The sequence below is a fragment of the Paenibacillus sp. J31R34 genome (assembly GCF_059383715.1).
Genome location: NZ_JBXENU010000003.1, coordinates 352,516 through 368,130, shown reverse-complemented (window position 1 = coordinate 368,130; position 15,615 = coordinate 352,516). Strand labels below are relative to the sequence as shown.

The window sequence follows — 15,615 nt, the reverse complement described above, 5'->3', positions numbered from 1 at the left end:
TAACATATCTGCTTTATTTTCGACTATGCTTTTCATTTGGCTGAATGTTTGCTATAACCATTAGTAGAACAAGCTTTACCATTTAGGCAGCACCACAGAGAGGGGAGTATGCCTTGCAGCATCGCAAACACTACCAGCAAGACAAAATGATACTCGCAGACGGCCGGGAGCTTGTGCTGGAAGGGCCTGTTCCTGCTGAGCAGCTAACGCTGCTTGCTATGCATCCGGACCTTGATGCATTTCGCAGGCCTGCGGAACAGCATGAAGCGCTAGTCGAAATCGCCGGTTTGGCGGAAGGGCGCATTATTTTGGCCCGGGAAGCCGGTTGCATCGTCGGTTATGTCACCTTCCATTATCCCGATGAGCTGGAGCGGTGGTCCGAAGGAAATATGATCGATTTGGTCGAGCTTGGCGCTGTCGAAGTAGCTAATGACTACCGCTCCTATGGGCTCGGCAAAAAAATGATCCAGCTCGCCTTCGCGGAGCAGCAGTTGGAAAACCTGATTATTTTTACAACGGAATATTATTGGCATTGGGATTTGAAAAGCACGGGACTCAGCGTCTGGGACTATCGCACGATGATGGAAAAGCTGATGAAGTCAGTCGATATGATTTGGTACGCAACGGATGATCCGGAAATATGCTCCCATCCTGCCAACTGCCTGATGGTGCGGATTGGCAGCGAAGTACCGCTGGCATCAATCGAACAGTTTGACCGCGTCCGGTTTCGGCAGCGGTTTATGTATTAAGGATAGATCGGCGTAATGAGCCGGAGGAGGACGTGATTCGTTTATGCTTATGCCGTCAAATGCTATTTTTGTGCATCAGCCAGACTGCTCGCTTTATAAATTTGGCGAGGAGCATCCTTTTAATCCGATCAGGCTGACGCTTACGGTCGACCTGCTTCAAACGCTGGGCGCGCTCCCCGAGGAGCAATGGCATGAGACGAGCCGCCAAGCAAGCAGCCAAATGCTCGCGCTGGCGCATCGCGAGGACTACATAGAAGCAGTTAGGCAGCTCAGCACGCAGACACCTGCACTAGAAGAGCAAGACAGCTCCGGGCAATTTGGGCTGGATACGGAGGATACGCCTTTTTTCCCGGGCATGCATGACGCAGCCGCAGCTATCGTTGCCGGTTCTGTAGAAGCGGCGGAGCAGGTGATGAGCGGGCAGACGCTGCATGCTTATCATATGGCAGGCGGGCTGCATCACGCTTTTCCAGAGCGCGGTTCCGGCTTCTGTGTCTACAATGACGCAGCCGTGGCCATCAAGCATTTGCGGGAAACGTACAACGCGAGGGTGCTTTATATCGACACCGATGTCCATCATGGCGACGGGGTGCAGTGGATTTTTTACAATGATCCCGATGTATGCACCTACTCCATCCATGAGACGGGCAAGTTTCTTTTCCCCGGCACCGGCTATGTGTATGAAAAAGGCACCGATGCGGGCGTAGGCACCTGCTTTAATCTGCCCATGGAGCCTTATACGGAGGACGATTCGTGGCTGGAATGCTTCCGCTCCTCCATTACGAAGGTCGCGGCCGCTTTCAGGCCCGACATTATTATTAGCCAGCATGGCTGCGATGCTCACGCTTATGATCCGCTGTCGCATATTCATTGCAGCATGCGCATTTATAGCGAAATGCCTGCCATTATCCATGAGCTGGCCCATACGTTTGCGGGCGGCAAATGGGTCGCGCTTGGCGGCGGCGGCTATGACCTATGGCGCGTCGTTCCGCGTGCTTGGGCACTTGTATGGCTGACGATGACCGATCACCCTATCGCCTTGGAGCTTGCGGGCAGAGCTGCTGCGGGATTGGAGAAAACGCAGCCCCTTCTTGAGAGCAAGCTGCGACTGCCCCAGCAGTGGCTCGATAAATGGCAAAAAAGCAGCCCTAGTGAGCTGCCCGAATGGTGGCTGGATGATTTGGCGCATATTCCGCCCATTCCCCGCCGTAGTGAAATTGAAACCAAAAATCGTGCCATCTGCGAAATTGCTATTCAAGATTTATAAGCTGGCTTGACCGAACGGGGCGGGCTAGCTAGGGATTTGGCTCCGACTCAAAGCTCGAAGGTCTTTTTCAAATGCTCCTTAAGCTTCGCTAAGCCATCTCCCACATCAGGCTCACGCATGGAAGAATAAAGCGAGAAGGTAGGCAACTGCTTAAGCCCGCAATACTCTTGGGTTTTATGCACGCTGAACAGCACCTCGTCCTCGCTTTTTCCTTCCAGGAAGCCCGCTGGAACCGAGAAAGCGGCAGCGGACGCTCCCCATGTGAGCGACAGCATATATTTTTTATCGGTGAGCAGCCCGCCACGGCCAAACTCTACCGCTTTGCCGAAAAATATATTCGGCAGGTAAATGTCGTCGATATATTTTTTGAGCAGGCCTGTAATGCTGAACCAATAAATAGGCGTCTGAAAAATAATAACGTCGGCCCATTGGAATTTTTGAATTTCCTGCTCCACCTCATAGCCCTCTGCAACCGTGGTTGTCTGAACAGCATGCTGCTCAGAGAGCTGTGAGACCGCCGCTGCAATGAGCGTCTGGGTCAGCTTCCCTTGCGCTCTGTCATAATAATCATGTCCGTTCACAATCAAAATGTTCGTCATCTGCTTGCAGTCCCCCTGTATTTGTTTAAAATCGCAAGCCTGGTTAGGCTACTGATAGACCAGCTCTACCTTGCTTATTAAATCAAGTGCGGCCTGCTTCGCCTCCTGCGGTGTATCCGCCACAGTTATGACATAACCGAGCCTGTCATCCGAGCTTTTAGCTACGGAAATCTGGTCCCCCTGCTGCACCGAAATATGCGAACGAACGATAGCGTCTCCCGGCTGCAAATGCTCAAGACCCTCTACGGAGGCAACGGTGCCGTCCTTCTCGGCCAGCAAATAAGCGATCGCCGCTGCCCGGCTGCGGCTGGCATGAACATTTACAGGCTCTGCTAAATAATAATGTACGGTCGCTTCAAAAAAATCTACACCAAGCGCTTGAACGAGCAAATCCGAGGAAATATTGTCGCCTCCCGGCCTGCCGTTCACTTCAATAATTCGCGGACCTTGCTCTGAAAGCTTCACCTCGACATGGCTAGGACCATCCGTAATTCCAATTGCCCGCAGCGCGCTTACCGCCGTATCAATAATTTCCGCTTGTTTATCCGTATGCACGGAGGTCGGCAGCGTATGCGCCACCTCGACGAAATAAGGCAGCGGCGACGTTATTTTTTCGGTAACGACCGCAAACGCAGGCTCGCTATTTTCAAGAAAAATCTCCACGCTGAACTCCTGGCCCTCCAAATATTCTTCAACCAAATATTCCTCTCTCACTTTGAAATCCATATACGTTACTTTAAAATCCGAGATGATCGCCATCGCTTCCTTCAGCTCATCCTGCCCGGAAATAAAATAGACATTTTGGCTGCTTGCACAATTGGTCGGCTTAAGAACAATTGGATAGCCAATTTCACGAGCCGCTGCTTCCGCTTCCTCATAGGTTCTCACCTTCCTGTATTTTGCGCTTGGCACCCCAAACGCCTCATAGGCTTCGCGGGCCAAATCTTTATTTCTTGATTTTAACGCCGCTTCATAAGGCACGCTTCTAAGCCCCAGCCGCTCTGCGACCTTTGCCGTCAAATGAGAGGCATAGTCTGTCGCCGGAATTAAAGCATCCAGCTTGCCGAAATACGCTGAGCCGCGGATCGCCTCGTAAACGGACTCCTCATCTCTAATATCCGCAACAATTAAATCATGGTAAATGCCCTCATAGCCATACGTGCGCGGGTTATCCACAGAGGATACAATCGAGATTACCGTGCATCCCTGCTGGAAGGCCGCTCTTGCAAAGCTCACCCCGTAGAAGCTCGGCTCAACAAAAGCGACGATTTTTGGTTTGGTCATAGCCATTCTCCTTTAGTTAATAAATTTATACCTCCAGCGTTTTTTTCGACTTTACGCCGCTGCTTGCTACTAGCATCCGGTGCAAAATCAGCCCCACGAGCATCAGCCCGCCCATGCAGAGAAAGCCGACAGCTGCCGAATAACGGTCGATGAGCAAGCCCAGCGCCGAAGCCGATACCGTCTGAAGCAACAGCGAAATGGCCATCCATACCGACATCGCCCGGCCCATATAGGACTTCGATACCTCCTCCATCAGCGTTGTCGTCATGACGATTCGCAGCGAGGAGTTGCTGAGGCCGATGAGCATACTGCCCAAATACAGGACAAACGCAAATGTGTTGAACGCGACAGCGATTAATACGCCAAAGGCTACGGCGAAAAATAAAGCAATCGTCGTATTTTTCGATAATTTCGCGGCCAGCGGAGCGGCAATGAAACCCGATAACAGCCCGCCAATGCCATAAAACATATCCGAAAGGCCGAATACGACCGAATCTCCCTTGACAGCATCGCTCACATAACCCGGCAGCACGACATTATAAATCATCGTGGACACTAACGGAATAATCGCAATGACGCCGAGGAAAAAAATAAACGGGCGTTCAGCCAAATAGCTGAGTCCATTTTTAAAGCTGGAAACAAACGATTCTTTTTTATTTTCGACTGCAATCGCTTCATAGCTGACCCGGTACAGCAGCAGGCTGCTGACGATAAACACAAGCGAATTAATGAGCAAAATCACCTCAAAGCCCGAATATTTATACAGCACGCCCGATGCTGCACCCGCCATGAACATGCCGACCTGCAGGCTGATTTCAATTAAGGAATTGCCCTTGATCAAATCCTTCTCAGGCAGCAGCTCCTGCACCAGACTGCGGGAGGCCGACATATAGATGGTCCAGCCCATGCCATTCACAATCGTAAATAAATACAAATATTCAATGCGGAATCCGGTCCATAAAAACAAGCCCATAATAGCCAGCACAGCTGCCGCCCTGATGAAATACGTCCACTGAATAATCGCTTTGCGATTAAACTTGTCAGTCAAGCTGCCCACAAACGGCGAAATTAGAAAGCCGGCGATTACATTGAGCGACAGCATAAACCCAATCGCGCTGATTGAGCCCGTCTGGTCCATTAGAAACCAGTTGGCGCCAATGGTGCTCATCCCTACTCCGAAGCCGGAAATAATGTCCGAGAGAAAAAAATAACGGAATTTCGCTGGCCGCAGCACGCTAAATATCATCGGCATCTCCTCCGAGCTCTGCGATCTGCCTTGTCAGCGCTTCATAGCCAAAGCCTAAATAGTGCAGCACCTCTGCATGGCTGCCGCCATATATCGGCCATTCCTCGCCGCAATCATGCGAGTAGACCCGGCTCTCCGGCAGCAGCAGAGCGAGACTGGACGCTGTCCCGCCAGCAGCCCGGTGCTCCTCTACGACGAGGAAGGCTCCCGCTGCCGCTTGCAGCTCCGCCTTGTAACGCTTTAGGCTGTCGCGGTCCACATAGCAAAGATGCGCATGGTTGACCCGCTCATTTTCCTGATAGATCCGGCTGCATATTTCAGTGGCCTGCTCGCCAATCGACACCAGGCATAGCTTTGCCTCGCTGCGCACAGCGCCTTCAAACAGCAGCTCGCGGCAGTTGCTCGACTCATCACGGGCGAGACTATCGAACTTGTCATTGCGAGACAGGCGGATGTAGTAGGGCTCATTTGACGCTGCCGCCTCCTGCACAACCCGCCTCGTCTCCGCTTCCCCATGCGGACAAGCGATGCGAATATTCTGGAACGTCTGGATAACCGCGATATCCTCCAAGCAATGATGCGTTGTCCCAAACCAGCCGCCCGATACTCCGCCATAGGCCGCGACGATTTTAATATTTTCACCCATGTACCCTAGCGCCAGCTTCACGCCCTCTGCCGCCCGCAGCGCAGCAAACGAAGCAAAGGTCGAGAAAAACGGCACGAAGCCTGCCTTCGACAGCCCCGCAGCGATATCTACACTGGCGAGCTCTGCTATGCCTAGATTGAAGAAACGATCCGGATAGCTTTGCTGAAAAGGATGCTCTTTTCCGCCCAAATCCGCCTCTAAGCAAATAATGTTCGCATTATCCGCTGCCAGCTTCGTTAATTCATCTTTATAGGCCTCTCTTGCTGCCAAGCTGCTCATTGCAAGCCCCTCTTCCATTTCAGCGCTATTTTCTCAGAAATTTTGGCATAGTGGGCATGTGGATTGCCTTCTATGGCAGCTACGCCCTTGCCCTTCACCGTATGGGCCAAAATCGCCAGCGGCTTCTCCCCGCCTGGCTCCAGCGCTGCAATAATTTGCCCGAGATCATGGCCGTCGATCTCCTTCACCTGAAAACCAAAGGCTTCAAAGCGCTCCCGCAAATTCGGCAGCGGCGATATGTCGGCTAGCAGGCCATCATTTTGCCCCCCGTTGCAATCGACGACATAAATGAAATTCGTAATGCCCTTCGCCTGTACGAGTTGTGCCGTTTCCCAGCATAGCCCTTCCTGAAGCTCGCCATCACCGCCGATGGCAATGCCAACCCCGCTCGTGCGCCGCAGCTTTTGTCCAAGCGCCCAGCCGGCTGCATAGGCTACCCCATGCCCGAGACTGCCGGTGGCAAAAGGGATGCCCGGCAGCTTCGGGTTGGGGTGCCCGGTGAACAGCGAATCTGCCCCGCCGTAAGAGGCAGCAGGATCATCCGATAGAATTCCGTACTGATACAATGCCGCATATAACGCCGCTGCGGAATGACCTTTGCTCAGCACGATGGCCGTATCCGCGTCATGATGATATTTTGCATAGGCGCCAATGAGCAAATCGATGACCGACAAGCTGCCACCGATATGGCAGCCCGTCTCGCGGGCCGCCATATCGATAATAGAGCTGCGTGCAGCCTGCGCCTTCGCCAGCAGCTCTTCAGGCTCAGCTGAACGATTTGGCAGCTGTACCAACGTATCCATAGGAACCCTCCTCCGATCTTAGGCGATACCATTCCTCGATGGCTCCCTGTAAAATGGCTCGCGCGCCATGTACCTCGCTTAGCAGCAAATACTCCTCATTCGTATGGTCGAGGCTTGCATCACCGGGGCCGTAGGCGACCATCGGCACGTCCTCCCAGGTCGTAGCCAGCGTGTTCATATCGCTTGTTCCACGCTTTTTAATATAATGAATCGCTTTCCCCTTGCTCGCAAAGCTGCGTACAAAGGCTTTCACTAATGGACTGTTGCGAGGATTTGCGAAGCCTGGCGTAGCACGCAGCACCGCTACAGACACGCCATCGCCATAATCAAGCTGGATCTGCTTCGCATAATCCTTGCCCGCAAGCGGAGAAATTCGAAAATTCAAAATGCCTGTAGAACTAAGTATTCCATTATGATTACTATGTTTTATGTCAATAAGAGATGACAAACTGCTCGGATCAACGCCTCCTACCTGCTCCCGGATATCCGCCACTATCGTATAAAGCTGATCCAGCACGCTAACGCTGTCCTTGCCAGCGGAATGCTCCTGTGGCTTACTAATTGAAATGCTCAGCTTGTAAAGCCCATAATAGCCGAGCGTCAAGCTGTCCTCCCCGCTCGGCTCGCCGATAATGACCGCATCCGCCCGGTAATGATCCCTTACGTAAAAGGCCCCCTTGGATGAAGATACCTCCTCCTCCACTGCCCCAATGACCAGCAGCGAGCCATCCTCAGGCACCTCGGCATCATACAGCATTTGAATGAAGCTCAGCAGGCTGCCCTTGGCATCCACCGTTCCGCGGCCAGCAATTCGCTCAGCATCACAGGTAACATGCCAATTATAGGGCACGGTATCCAGATGACCGAGCAGCAGCAGCTGATTAGGCCCATTTCCTTTGCGGAACACTACATTGCCCGCCTCGTCGACAAAGCCGTCTACCCCTGGCAGCTGAACGGCATTCAGCAAATAGCTCGCAAGCTCTGACTCGTCACCGGAAACCGATGGAATTCGAATCGCTTTTCTAAGCAAATCCGTCCCACCGGCATCCCGCTGGATATTCCAAAACCACGTTTTGCCTGTGCCCGGCCGATTTAGCGAATGGGGACCTGTTATGCTTACATCGCAAATGCCTTTGCTGATGGCGTGATTCGCCGCCCGTACCTTTTGCTTCATCCGTCCTTTGATGGAATGAATTTCATCGCCCAGATAGACATCGGATATCGTAGAAGCTGGTTCATCTACATTTTGCAAAAGACCCGCCGTACCCGTAATAAATCGCAGATGCTCGGCTCCAAGCTCGGTTGCAAGATGAGCGGCCAGCATGTCCGCATCGATGTTGATGTATTCGCCTAGCTCACGGTCATAAATAGGCGGTGTCAAGCATACGACGTCAAACACCTGCAGGGCACCCTGTAGAAAATCGACGTTGCAGCCTGTAAAAGAACCGAACAGGGAATCGCGAACGATAACGGTTTTGCCATCAATGACAGCTTTGACCGGCTTCGATTTTTGTCCAAATACAACCTCGTTGTCCCCGCCGATTTGGGCGAATACTTTGAGCTGGTAGCTTTTTAATTGCTCCTGGACCTTCGCTAAAATAAACTCCTGGTATGCCGCCCGAATGAGCGGCATCTCTGACGGAGAGCAGTACCGCGCCTCATCTCCGTTCGCTAAAGCGAGAATCGGAATACTCCGGTTCAGCTGCTCGTATTTTTGCCGGATGCCTTCTGCTCCGCCCGCTACGAGCAGGACTTTTTTTCCTTTTTGCACCAGATCATTGAGCTCCGCAAATACTTCGGGATGGTGCATAATCGTGCTGCTCCCAAGTTTAATGACATACAAGCTCTGGCTCGACATTATGGCCACGCCCCCTCTAGCTCAAATTGTAAGCCCGCCTCCTCCGCAATGCCGCTGTAAAGGTTAGCAGCCTGAATGGCTTGCCCTGCCGCTCCTTTAATCAGGTTGTCGATCGAGGCGATCGATACGCAATTGCGGCCCTCTACATAAGCGCCAACTTCAGCGTAATTCGTCCCTGCTGTCGTTTTAATCATTGGATACGAATAGGAACCGTTTTTGGAATTGAAATAATGGACAAACGGCTTTGCCGCGTAGGCGCCATAAAATGCTTTTTTCACATCGATTTCGCTCGCTTGTTCTTTCAGCAGCGAGTAGGACGTAACGAGAATGCCCCGCGGCAAATCCAGGCTGTGCACGGAAAATTGCAGCTCCACGGAACGTTCCAGATGCTGTTGGAGCGCAAATTCGATTTCCGGCCTATGGCGATGCCCATGCACTTTATAAGGACGAAAATTATGGGCGCGCTCCGCATGATGCTCCGTGCTCGCCTTGCCGCCGCCGCTGGAGCCCGTCTTGGCGTCCGAGATGACGCGCGGTTCAATCAGATTAGCTGCCAGCAGCGGAAACAGCGTATAAATCGTTGCAACCGCCATGCAGCCGGGCAAATTGACCACCTTCGCCTCCAAATTAATGTCGCTAAACTCCGGAATAAAATAATGGCTGCCCCCTTTCGCTGGATGGCTGAGGCTTTCTGGATAATGCTGCCGCAGCAGCTCCTGATCGTTTAGGCGATAATCTCCGCTGACGTTAATTACATACTCGGCATGCTCGGCAATATGGTCGATATGGCGTGGCAATACCCCGGTCGGCAGGCAGGAAAAAATGAAATCATAATGTCCGGCAAGCTCTGCCAGCTTATGAAATTTCCCGCCTTCCGACCGTTTCTGGCGCGCCGACGAAACAAAAAATTTATCCAGCGGCAGCCCCGCCTTTGATTCCGAGGATACAAAATCCACTTTAAAATAAGGATGCCGCTTTAGCAGCCGGTAAAGCTCTCCGCCTGTAAAGCCATTGCCGCCCAAAATGGCGACGCGCTTCACGCTGCTACCCATTACACTCATCCGAGTCTCGCATCCCTCTCATATGATTTTTTGACCGCCGTGTTCTGAAGCACTAGTTCACGAATAATCGACGGGTTTGCGTCAATTTTCTGAAACGCCAGCGCATAAGCGGCTATGCGCTCATATTCAATTGGCGAACGCAGCTCCCGGCAGATAGTCAGCGTCGAGCGCAGCATGTTCAGCGTCTCGGGGAAATGGTCGATGTGGTAGCCAAAGTCTTTGCGCTCCGACAACGTAAAGGGATACCCTCTGCCAAACCCTTTGCGATTTTGAAAAGGCAGATGGCCCGGAATCGGCACGTTTTGCCATTCCCGTGCAAACACGCCTTCGCTTGATGCCAGCTCCTGAATAGCCTCTTTCACTTGATAATCCAGCAAATCTCCCAGCCCCGCTGCTTCCGGGTCCAGCTTAATGCGGTACATATTGTAGCTATGCTTATGCCCCTCAGGCACATACGGCCCTTTAAACAGCTTCGTTTGCGCTAAAATAGTTGTTAAATAGCTCGCATTTCTCGCCCGAATCGCATCATAAAACGGCAATCGATCCAACTGGCTAATGCCAAACGCCGCCGCGATCCATGACATGCGGTAATCTATGCCCGTCTCCTGCAAAAAGCTCAATGCCCGTTCATAATCCTCCCGCTCCTTGAAGAAGGCGATGCCACCCTCTCCGCCTACAGGGAAGTTTTTATCCGCCATTAAGCTTTGCCCCGCTCCGTCTCCGATAGAGCCGCACAGCTGTCCGCCAATGGAGGCAGAATGCGCATGGGATGCATCCTCCACTAGGCGCAGCTGATGCTTGTCAGCCAGCTCCCTAAGCTGAGCCAGATCAGCTGGCAAGCCATGGACATGGACCGGCATAATGACCTTCGTCCTCGCCGTGATCGCCTGCTCTACCAGCGCGGGATTCAAGTTATAGGTCAGTGGATCGATATCCACAAATACAGGAATCGCTTTCGCCGCCACAACGGCCTGTGCGGTCGCAATAAACGTAAACGCTGGAACGATGACCTCATCTCCCGGCTGTACGCCAACGCCAACGAGTGCCAGATGCAGGCTTGATGTTCCGCTTGCGGTAGCAAGCGCATAATTCGCCCCCACGTAGCTGCGGTATTTTTCCGTAAACTCATCGATCACATCTTCCGGGCTTTGCTGAATAGACACTAGCATTTGCACGATGTCCTCTTTCGTAATGGAAGGAAAGGTCGTCTTCCGGCTATCCTCGGGAATGACCGCTGGTCCCCCATAATAAGCAAGCTGCTCGTTAATCCAGGCCTCCGACGGCAAGCTCAGCGGCTTGCGGATAAAATCAGTCTTCATGGCTGCTGTTCCTCCTTAAAAGCGATAATTTGACGCATGCCGCCACGAGCGGGCTGAGCCTATAGTTGAATTGTGCGCCCGGCTGAATGTCCGGTTCCGCCTCCTCCTGCGTCCACATCGTCTTCAAGTCGAAGGCGCCGAATATTTTCAGACGCTCCGCCTTGGTCCAGACGCTCTCGTCATTTACCGAAATAGAGGCGCAGGGGCCGAAGCCAAGCTCCGTGAAATCCAGCACCAGCACCGGCGACTGCTGCAGCTTCGGCTGCAGCTCCTGTTCAATGCGGGGCAAATTTCCCCACGTAACGCTAACCTTCTCGAAGCCTTGTGAAACCTCCGGATCCGTCACCAGCCCTACTCCTAGCCAGCTTGCAAAACGCTGATCCTGCTCGCTTGCACCCTCCAGGCGTGTCAGCGAGCCGTGGACGATATCCTGTCCCCAGAGCGCGGCATGCACCGCGCCCGTATAGCTGTTAAACAAGGAGACATATTTGCTTTGTGTCAGCTTGCCGATACTTTTCTCAAGCCCCTTTAGCTCGCTCTCATTTTTTTCAATACTCATGATGACGCCGGAATTCAGCACACGGGATAAAACAAAGGATAGAGAAAAATATTGCTCCTTTTTGATTACTGGTGTCACCTTCTCTGGAGCTGTAATAATTGTCGTATGGGCCATTGCCGATTCTCCTTTATCCTTAGCTTGCTTTCATGGTTCATGTTTCATGGTCTATGGTTCATGTTTCATCGTTTTAACTCGAGTTCCATCGTCTAATCTGCGTTAGGCGTTAACCTCCTGCCTTGTTCTAGATGCCAATTTCCCCTGCAAATAAAGCGCGATATGAGCGGCTACGTCGACGCCATGAATTTTCCATGACTTTGAAAACTCCGGGTTTTGATTGACCTCGCATACGAGATAACGTTTATTTTGATAGTCATAAAATAAATCCAAGCCATAGATGCCTTCACCGAGCACCTCGGTCAGCTTGCTGCAAATCCATTCTATTTCCTGATTGATAGCAATAGGCTCAACCTCTGCTCCCAAATGCGTATTCGTCTTCCAGTTGTCGACCGATACCCGCCGAAATGCAACGATTGGCTTCCGGCCGACAATGACAACGCGAATATCATAATCCCCCTTGTCCACGTATTCCTGTACGAGTACAGGAAAGGACTGCTGGGTCGGATCAAGCGATTCCCGTGCCGCAATCCAGCCATCTAGGCATTCCTTGCCAACAATGCGGGCAATGCCTCTTCCCCAGGAGGAGCTGGGTGGCTTGATCACAAATATGTTGCCAAAATCCTCGAACGATTCGAGGATTTTGTCTGCTGTAAAAGCGACTTTGAAGCGGGGCTGCGGAATGTTATGCTTTTGAAACACGATTGCTTGATGAATTTTGTTCGTGCAAATGTTAATCGCTTTAACCGAATTGATCGTTTCAATGCCGGATAATTCCAGCATCGTTGAGCGGCTTAGCGCTTTTTTCTGCGAGAGGCAGCGAATGAGTGCGACACCATATTGATCGGCCCAGCCTTGCTCAAGCGGCAGCTCCATCGAATCCAAATTCACCTGGACATGGTGTCCAGCCTGCTGGAGCAGTTCATAAATACGCTTCTCTTCCTCTCGCAGCTTCGTCACACAAAGCAAAATATCCGTATTTGTCTGCTTCATACCCCAGGCTCCTCTACTCGCCCCAAGTTTCTTCAATCTCGGGAGCTAATGCTACTGAAATGCTATTATTTACAGCATGCACCTCATGCTCTTGTCCGCATGACGAGCACTCTACGATTTCCCCACTTATTGCATCCGACTCCACGCTAATTTCCGATTTGCATACGACACAGCTAACGTCTGCCATTACCTATCTCCACCTATCCTAAAGTTTAATTTTCGCCAACAGCCCTATTTTCAGAATGTTCTGTCTTTTAATTCGTCTCAGTACTGCTCTAGGCTATCTTTTTTCTTCTCTCCTCCTCATTTAACCAAAAATAGTAAAATGCTGGTGGCAAGATGAATCGTACAATGCTTTTCCTATCGCTGTCAATTAAAATAGATAATTCCTATCGGAATATAATTATTTCTATCTATTTCCTATTTTGAACGTCGTTTTCCAACGACAAAAACCGCCATCCCGTGTGCCCGGATGGCGGTTTTGTACCTTCTTATGAACTACATATGTCGAAGCATGTCGTCAATAATTGCGTAGGAGTTATTGGCTGCCTTCACCGTAAATTCTGGGAAATTGACATGCGCAGACCCGTCAGCCTTGTCCGACATGGAGCGGATGACCACGAAGGGCACCTCATTCATATCGCATACATGGGCTACTGATGCGCCTTCCATTTCCGCACAAGCACCGTTCATCGTTTCACGCAGCAGCGCAACCGTCTCACGGCTAGCAATAAATTGGTCGCCGGATAACACGATGCCTTTCAAGCTGCGCCCCTCAAACAAGCGATTGCTCGAATCAACTGCCAGCTGGACCAGACGCTCATCCGCCACAAATTCCGAACGCGCATGGAATGGAATTTCACCGCGTGCGAAGCCTAGCGGCGAGCAATCCATATCATGCTGAACACAGCTTGTGGACACGACAATATCACCAATATTCAGACTTGGATCAACGGCTCCGGCTACGCCGGTAAACAGCACGCAATCCGCACCCAAATCAATTAAAATTTGTGTACATACAGCAGCATTGACTTTGCCAACACCGGATTTGCAATAAATAATGGTCTTGCCATGAAACTGGCCTTCGTAATAAGTAATGCCAGCCTTCACCGTTTCCTTGGTTACTTGGACGTGCTGACCGAGAAGTTCAATCTCTTCAACCATCGCCCCAATGATGCCTATTTTGTTAAAAGTCATACTTCCTATACCCCTCCAACAGACTGGCGCACAATCACTTCATGCGGCAAAATAACTTTGGAGTGATCCACATTTTCTTTATTCATCAGCTTCGTGAGCAGACGCATCGATACCGCTCCGATATCGTACATAGGCTGGGCAACAGCTGTCAATTGCGGACGAACCATCGAAGCCATACGGCTGTTATCTACGCTAATAACGGAAATATCGCCTGGCACGCTCAGACCGGAGTCTTGAATCATATGAATGGCACCAATGGCCATTTCATCTGTTGCCGAGAATACCGCAGTCGGACGCTCGTCCAGCTCAATAAAATATTTCATGGCATCGATACCGGATTCATAACGATAGTTGCCGATACGAACAAGCGTGTCATCATAAGCAATGCCAGCTGTCTCCAGCGCCCGCTTGTACCCTTGGAAACGGGCATAGCCATTCGCAGGGTCCTGCAATGTGCCACTGATCATCGCAATCCGGCGGTGGCCTTGCTCCAGCAATTTGTTGACCGCATCAAAAGCTGCTTCCTCATGATTAATATCAACGGAAGGAATTTCACCGTTCTCATCCGTAGTTGCACATAATACGATTGGGACATTCGTTGTTTTGAACGCCTGCATATGCTCTTCCGTTACAGCACCGCCCATAAAGAGCAAACCGTCAACCTGCTTCTCCAGCAGCGTGTTAATAACGCGGATTTCTTTATCCTTCTTCTTATCCGCATTACACAAAATAATATTATAGTGATACATATTCGCAATGTCTTCAATACCCCGTGCCACTTCAGCAAAAATAGCGTTGGAAATATCGGGGATTACGACACCAACTGTCGTTGTTTTCTTGCTTGCAAGGCCCCTAGCTACCGCATTAGGACGGTATCCCAGACGCTCAATGGCCTCGTAAACCTTCTTGCGGGTTGCGGGTTTCACATTTGGATTGTTATTGACAACCCGGGAAACCGTAGCCATAGATACTCCTGCTTCTCTTGCTACATCATAAATGGTTACCGTCAAGGTCCTTCTCTCCATTATCTCAGATTTTTTACTTTCGCCCACTGCACAATAGAATAATCATACGACAAAATATTACTTTTCGCAATGTTAGCGCCGGGGCGCCTTCATTTCCGAACAAGCATCTGCTTGCAAACTCATCGCTTTATTGCATTATGTATGCCTTGTCGGCCGGCTGATTTGGCCCAGCCGCTTCGTAATATCCGCTATCCAACCTTCATCCTCAAGCCCTTGAGCAAGCAGCAGCAGGTCCAGCAGCGCATCGATCCGCTCCTGAATAAGCCGTTCCACTGCAGCAGGATCGGATTGCTTCTTCGTATTTCTCGCAATGACGAGCAGGCTGGCCCATTCATTACATTCATCGAAAAAAAAGGTCTGCTTCTCTGGCTCCGCTCCCAGTTGAGCAATCAGACCAGTCAAATCGGGCTTTACTTCTGGAAACACTTCACTTCGACTGCAGGCTACACAGGAATAAATAGGCACATTGTCTATTTCCACTTTCCCAGAATAAATGACGGTACGCAGCTTCATCTTCATGATGTCACCACAATGACACCGCTTTTCCAAGTTGGTCCACTCCTTCACGCGGACGGCTGTACCGCCCTTCATCTCCGTTTATGCTCATAATTTGAGA

16 protein-coding genes are annotated in these 15,615 nt (G+C 51.1%); 2 read left to right on the top strand and 14 right to left on the bottom strand.

Annotated elements, in window-relative coordinates:
- Nucleotides 1-113 precede the first annotated feature (113 nt).
- A complete protein-coding gene (locus AC50YG_RS11055; protein WP_494826802.1) occupies nt 114-749 on the top strand; it encodes a GNAT family N-acetyltransferase in 636 nt (211 codons plus the stop codon).
- 49 nt (nt 750-798) lie between these two features.
- Nucleotides 799-2,016, top strand: a complete 1,218-nt coding sequence (locus AC50YG_RS11050) for an acetoin utilization protein AcuC (protein ID WP_494827169.1) — start codon at nt 799-801, stop codon at nt 2,014-2,016.
- Between the two features lie 47 nt (nt 2,017-2,063).
- Here AC50YG_RS11050 and AC50YG_RS11045 read toward each other — a convergent pair whose 3' ends face one another.
- The 14 genes from AC50YG_RS11045 to AC50YG_RS10980 form a co-directional block, all read right to left on the bottom strand.
- Entirely contained in the window at nt 2,064-2,615 is a 552-nt protein-coding gene (locus AC50YG_RS11045; RefSeq protein WP_473759473.1) for an NAD(P)H-dependent oxidoreductase, read from the bottom strand.
- 48 nt (nt 2,616-2,663) lie between these two features.
- Nucleotides 2,664-3,899: an ATP-grasp domain-containing protein gene (locus tag AC50YG_RS11040; RefSeq protein ID WP_473759474.1), complete on the bottom strand. Its 1,236-nt coding sequence runs from the start codon at nt 3,897-3,899 to the stop codon at nt 2,664-2,666.
- A 25-nt stretch (nt 3,900-3,924) separates the two neighbouring features.
- The gene (locus AC50YG_RS11035) at nt 3,925-5,145 is read right to left on the bottom strand and encodes an MFS transporter (RefSeq protein ID WP_494826800.1); all 1,221 of its coding nucleotides are present in this window, start codon (nt 5,143-5,145) and stop codon (nt 3,925-3,927) included.
- Nucleotides 5,135-6,070 (bottom strand): transketolase family protein, encoded by a 936-nt coding sequence (locus AC50YG_RS11030; RefSeq protein WP_494826798.1) that lies wholly within the window; start codon nt 6,068-6,070, stop codon nt 5,135-5,137. Before AC50YG_RS11030 ends, AC50YG_RS11035 begins: the two co-directional genes overlap by 11 nt.
- Nucleotides 6,067-6,873, bottom strand: coding sequence for a thiamine pyrophosphate-binding protein (locus AC50YG_RS11025; RefSeq protein WP_473759476.1), 807 nt, complete (start codon nt 6,871-6,873; stop codon nt 6,067-6,069). The genes AC50YG_RS11030 and AC50YG_RS11025 overlap by 4 nt, the downstream gene beginning before the upstream one ends.
- Complete coding sequence (locus tag AC50YG_RS11020; RefSeq protein WP_494826795.1) at nt 6,836-8,731, bottom strand: M20/M25/M40 family metallo-hydrolase; 1,896 nt, start codon at nt 8,729-8,731, stop codon at nt 6,836-6,838. Before AC50YG_RS11020 ends, AC50YG_RS11025 begins: the two co-directional genes overlap by 38 nt.
- Nucleotides 8,731-9,792, bottom strand: coding sequence for an N-acetyl-gamma-glutamyl-phosphate reductase (gene argC, locus AC50YG_RS11015; RefSeq protein ID WP_494826794.1), 1,062 nt, complete (start codon nt 9,790-9,792; stop codon nt 8,731-8,733). The genes AC50YG_RS11020 and argC overlap by 1 nt, the downstream gene beginning before the upstream one ends.
- Entirely contained in the window at nt 9,789-11,111 is a 1,323-nt protein-coding gene (locus tag AC50YG_RS11010; protein WP_494826792.1) for a DegT/DnrJ/EryC1/StrS aminotransferase family protein, read from the bottom strand. The genes argC and AC50YG_RS11010 overlap by 4 nt, the downstream gene beginning before the upstream one ends.
- A complete protein-coding gene (locus tag AC50YG_RS11005) occupies nt 11,101-11,784 on the bottom strand; it encodes a degT/DnrJ/EryC1/StrS aminotransferase (protein ID WP_494826790.1) in 684 nt (227 codons plus the stop codon). Before AC50YG_RS11005 ends, AC50YG_RS11010 begins: the two co-directional genes overlap by 11 nt.
- 102 nt (nt 11,785-11,886) lie before the next feature.
- Nucleotides 11,887-12,777 carry an ATP-grasp domain-containing protein gene (locus AC50YG_RS11000; RefSeq protein WP_494826789.1) on the bottom strand — a complete coding sequence of 297 codons (891 nt, stop codon included), beginning with the start codon at nt 12,775-12,777 and terminating at the stop codon, nt 11,887-11,889.
- 13 nt (nt 12,778-12,790) lie between these two features.
- The gene (locus AC50YG_RS10995) at nt 12,791-12,964 is read right to left on the bottom strand and encodes a lysine biosynthesis protein LysW (protein WP_046230559.1); all 174 of its coding nucleotides are present in this window, start codon (nt 12,962-12,964) and stop codon (nt 12,791-12,793) included.
- Nucleotides 12,965-13,275: 311 nt separating this feature from the next.
- A complete protein-coding gene (locus AC50YG_RS10990) occupies nt 13,276-13,974 on the bottom strand; it encodes a 5'-methylthioadenosine/adenosylhomocysteine nucleosidase (RefSeq protein ID WP_341282314.1) in 699 nt (232 codons plus the stop codon).
- A 5-nt stretch (nt 13,975-13,979) separates the two neighbouring features.
- Entirely contained in the window at nt 13,980-14,984 is a 1,005-nt protein-coding gene (gene ccpA / locus AC50YG_RS10985) for a catabolite control protein A (protein ID WP_341282313.1), read from the bottom strand.
- A 150-nt stretch (nt 14,985-15,134) separates the two neighbouring features.
- Nucleotides 15,135-15,548: a hypothetical protein gene (locus tag AC50YG_RS10980; RefSeq protein ID WP_473760220.1), complete on the bottom strand. Its 414-nt coding sequence runs from the start codon at nt 15,546-15,548 to the stop codon at nt 15,135-15,137.
- Between the last annotated feature and the right edge of the window lie 67 nt (nt 15,549-15,615).

What these genes read in the sequence shown, in the direction of transcription:
- AC50YG_RS11010 (WP_494826792.1), bottom strand. Translation starts at nt 11,111, where the DNA reads ATGAAGACTGATTTTATCCGCAAGCCGCTGAGCTTGCCGTCGGAGGCC.
- AC50YG_RS11035 (WP_494826800.1), bottom strand. Translation starts at nt 5,145, where the DNA reads ATGATATTTAGCGTGCTGCGGCCAGCGAAATTCCGTTATTTTTTTCTC.
- AC50YG_RS11045 (WP_473759473.1), bottom strand. Translation starts at nt 2,615, where the DNA reads ATGACGAACATTTTGATTGTGAACGGACATGATTATTATGACAGAGCG.
- AC50YG_RS11000 (WP_494826789.1), bottom strand. Translation starts at nt 12,777, where the DNA reads ATGAAGCAGACAAATACGGATATTTTGCTTTGTGTGACGAAGCTGCGA.
- AC50YG_RS10990 (WP_341282314.1), bottom strand. Translation starts at nt 13,974, where the DNA reads ATGACTTTTAACAAAATAGGCATCATTGGGGCGATGGTTGAAGAGATT.
- AC50YG_RS11020 (WP_494826795.1), bottom strand. Translation starts at nt 8,731, where the DNA reads ATGTCGAGCCAGAGCTTGTATGTCATTAAACTTGGGAGCAGCACGATT.
- AC50YG_RS11030 (WP_494826798.1), bottom strand. Translation starts at nt 6,070, where the DNA reads ATGAGCAGCTTGGCAGCAAGAGAGGCCTATAAAGATGAATTAACGAAG.
- AC50YG_RS10995 (WP_046230559.1), bottom strand. Translation starts at nt 12,964, where the DNA reads ATGGCAGACGTTAGCTGTGTCGTATGCAAATCGGAAATTAGCGTGGAG.
- AC50YG_RS11025 (WP_473759476.1), bottom strand. Translation starts at nt 6,873, where the DNA reads ATGGATACGTTGGTACAGCTGCCAAATCGTTCAGCTGAGCCTGAAGAG.
- AC50YG_RS11005 (WP_494826790.1), bottom strand. Translation starts at nt 11,784, where the DNA reads ATGGCCCATACGACAATTATTACAGCTCCAGAGAAGGTGACACCAGTA.
- argC (WP_494826794.1), bottom strand. Translation starts at nt 9,792, where the DNA reads ATGAGTGTAATGGGTAGCAGCGTGAAGCGCGTCGCCATTTTGGGCGGC.
- AC50YG_RS11050 (WP_494827169.1), top strand. Translation starts at nt 799, where the DNA reads ATGCCGTCAAATGCTATTTTTGTGCATCAGCCAGACTGCTCGCTTTAT.
- AC50YG_RS11040 (WP_473759474.1), bottom strand. Translation starts at nt 3,899, where the DNA reads ATGACCAAACCAAAAATCGTCGCTTTTGTTGAGCCGAGCTTCTACGGG.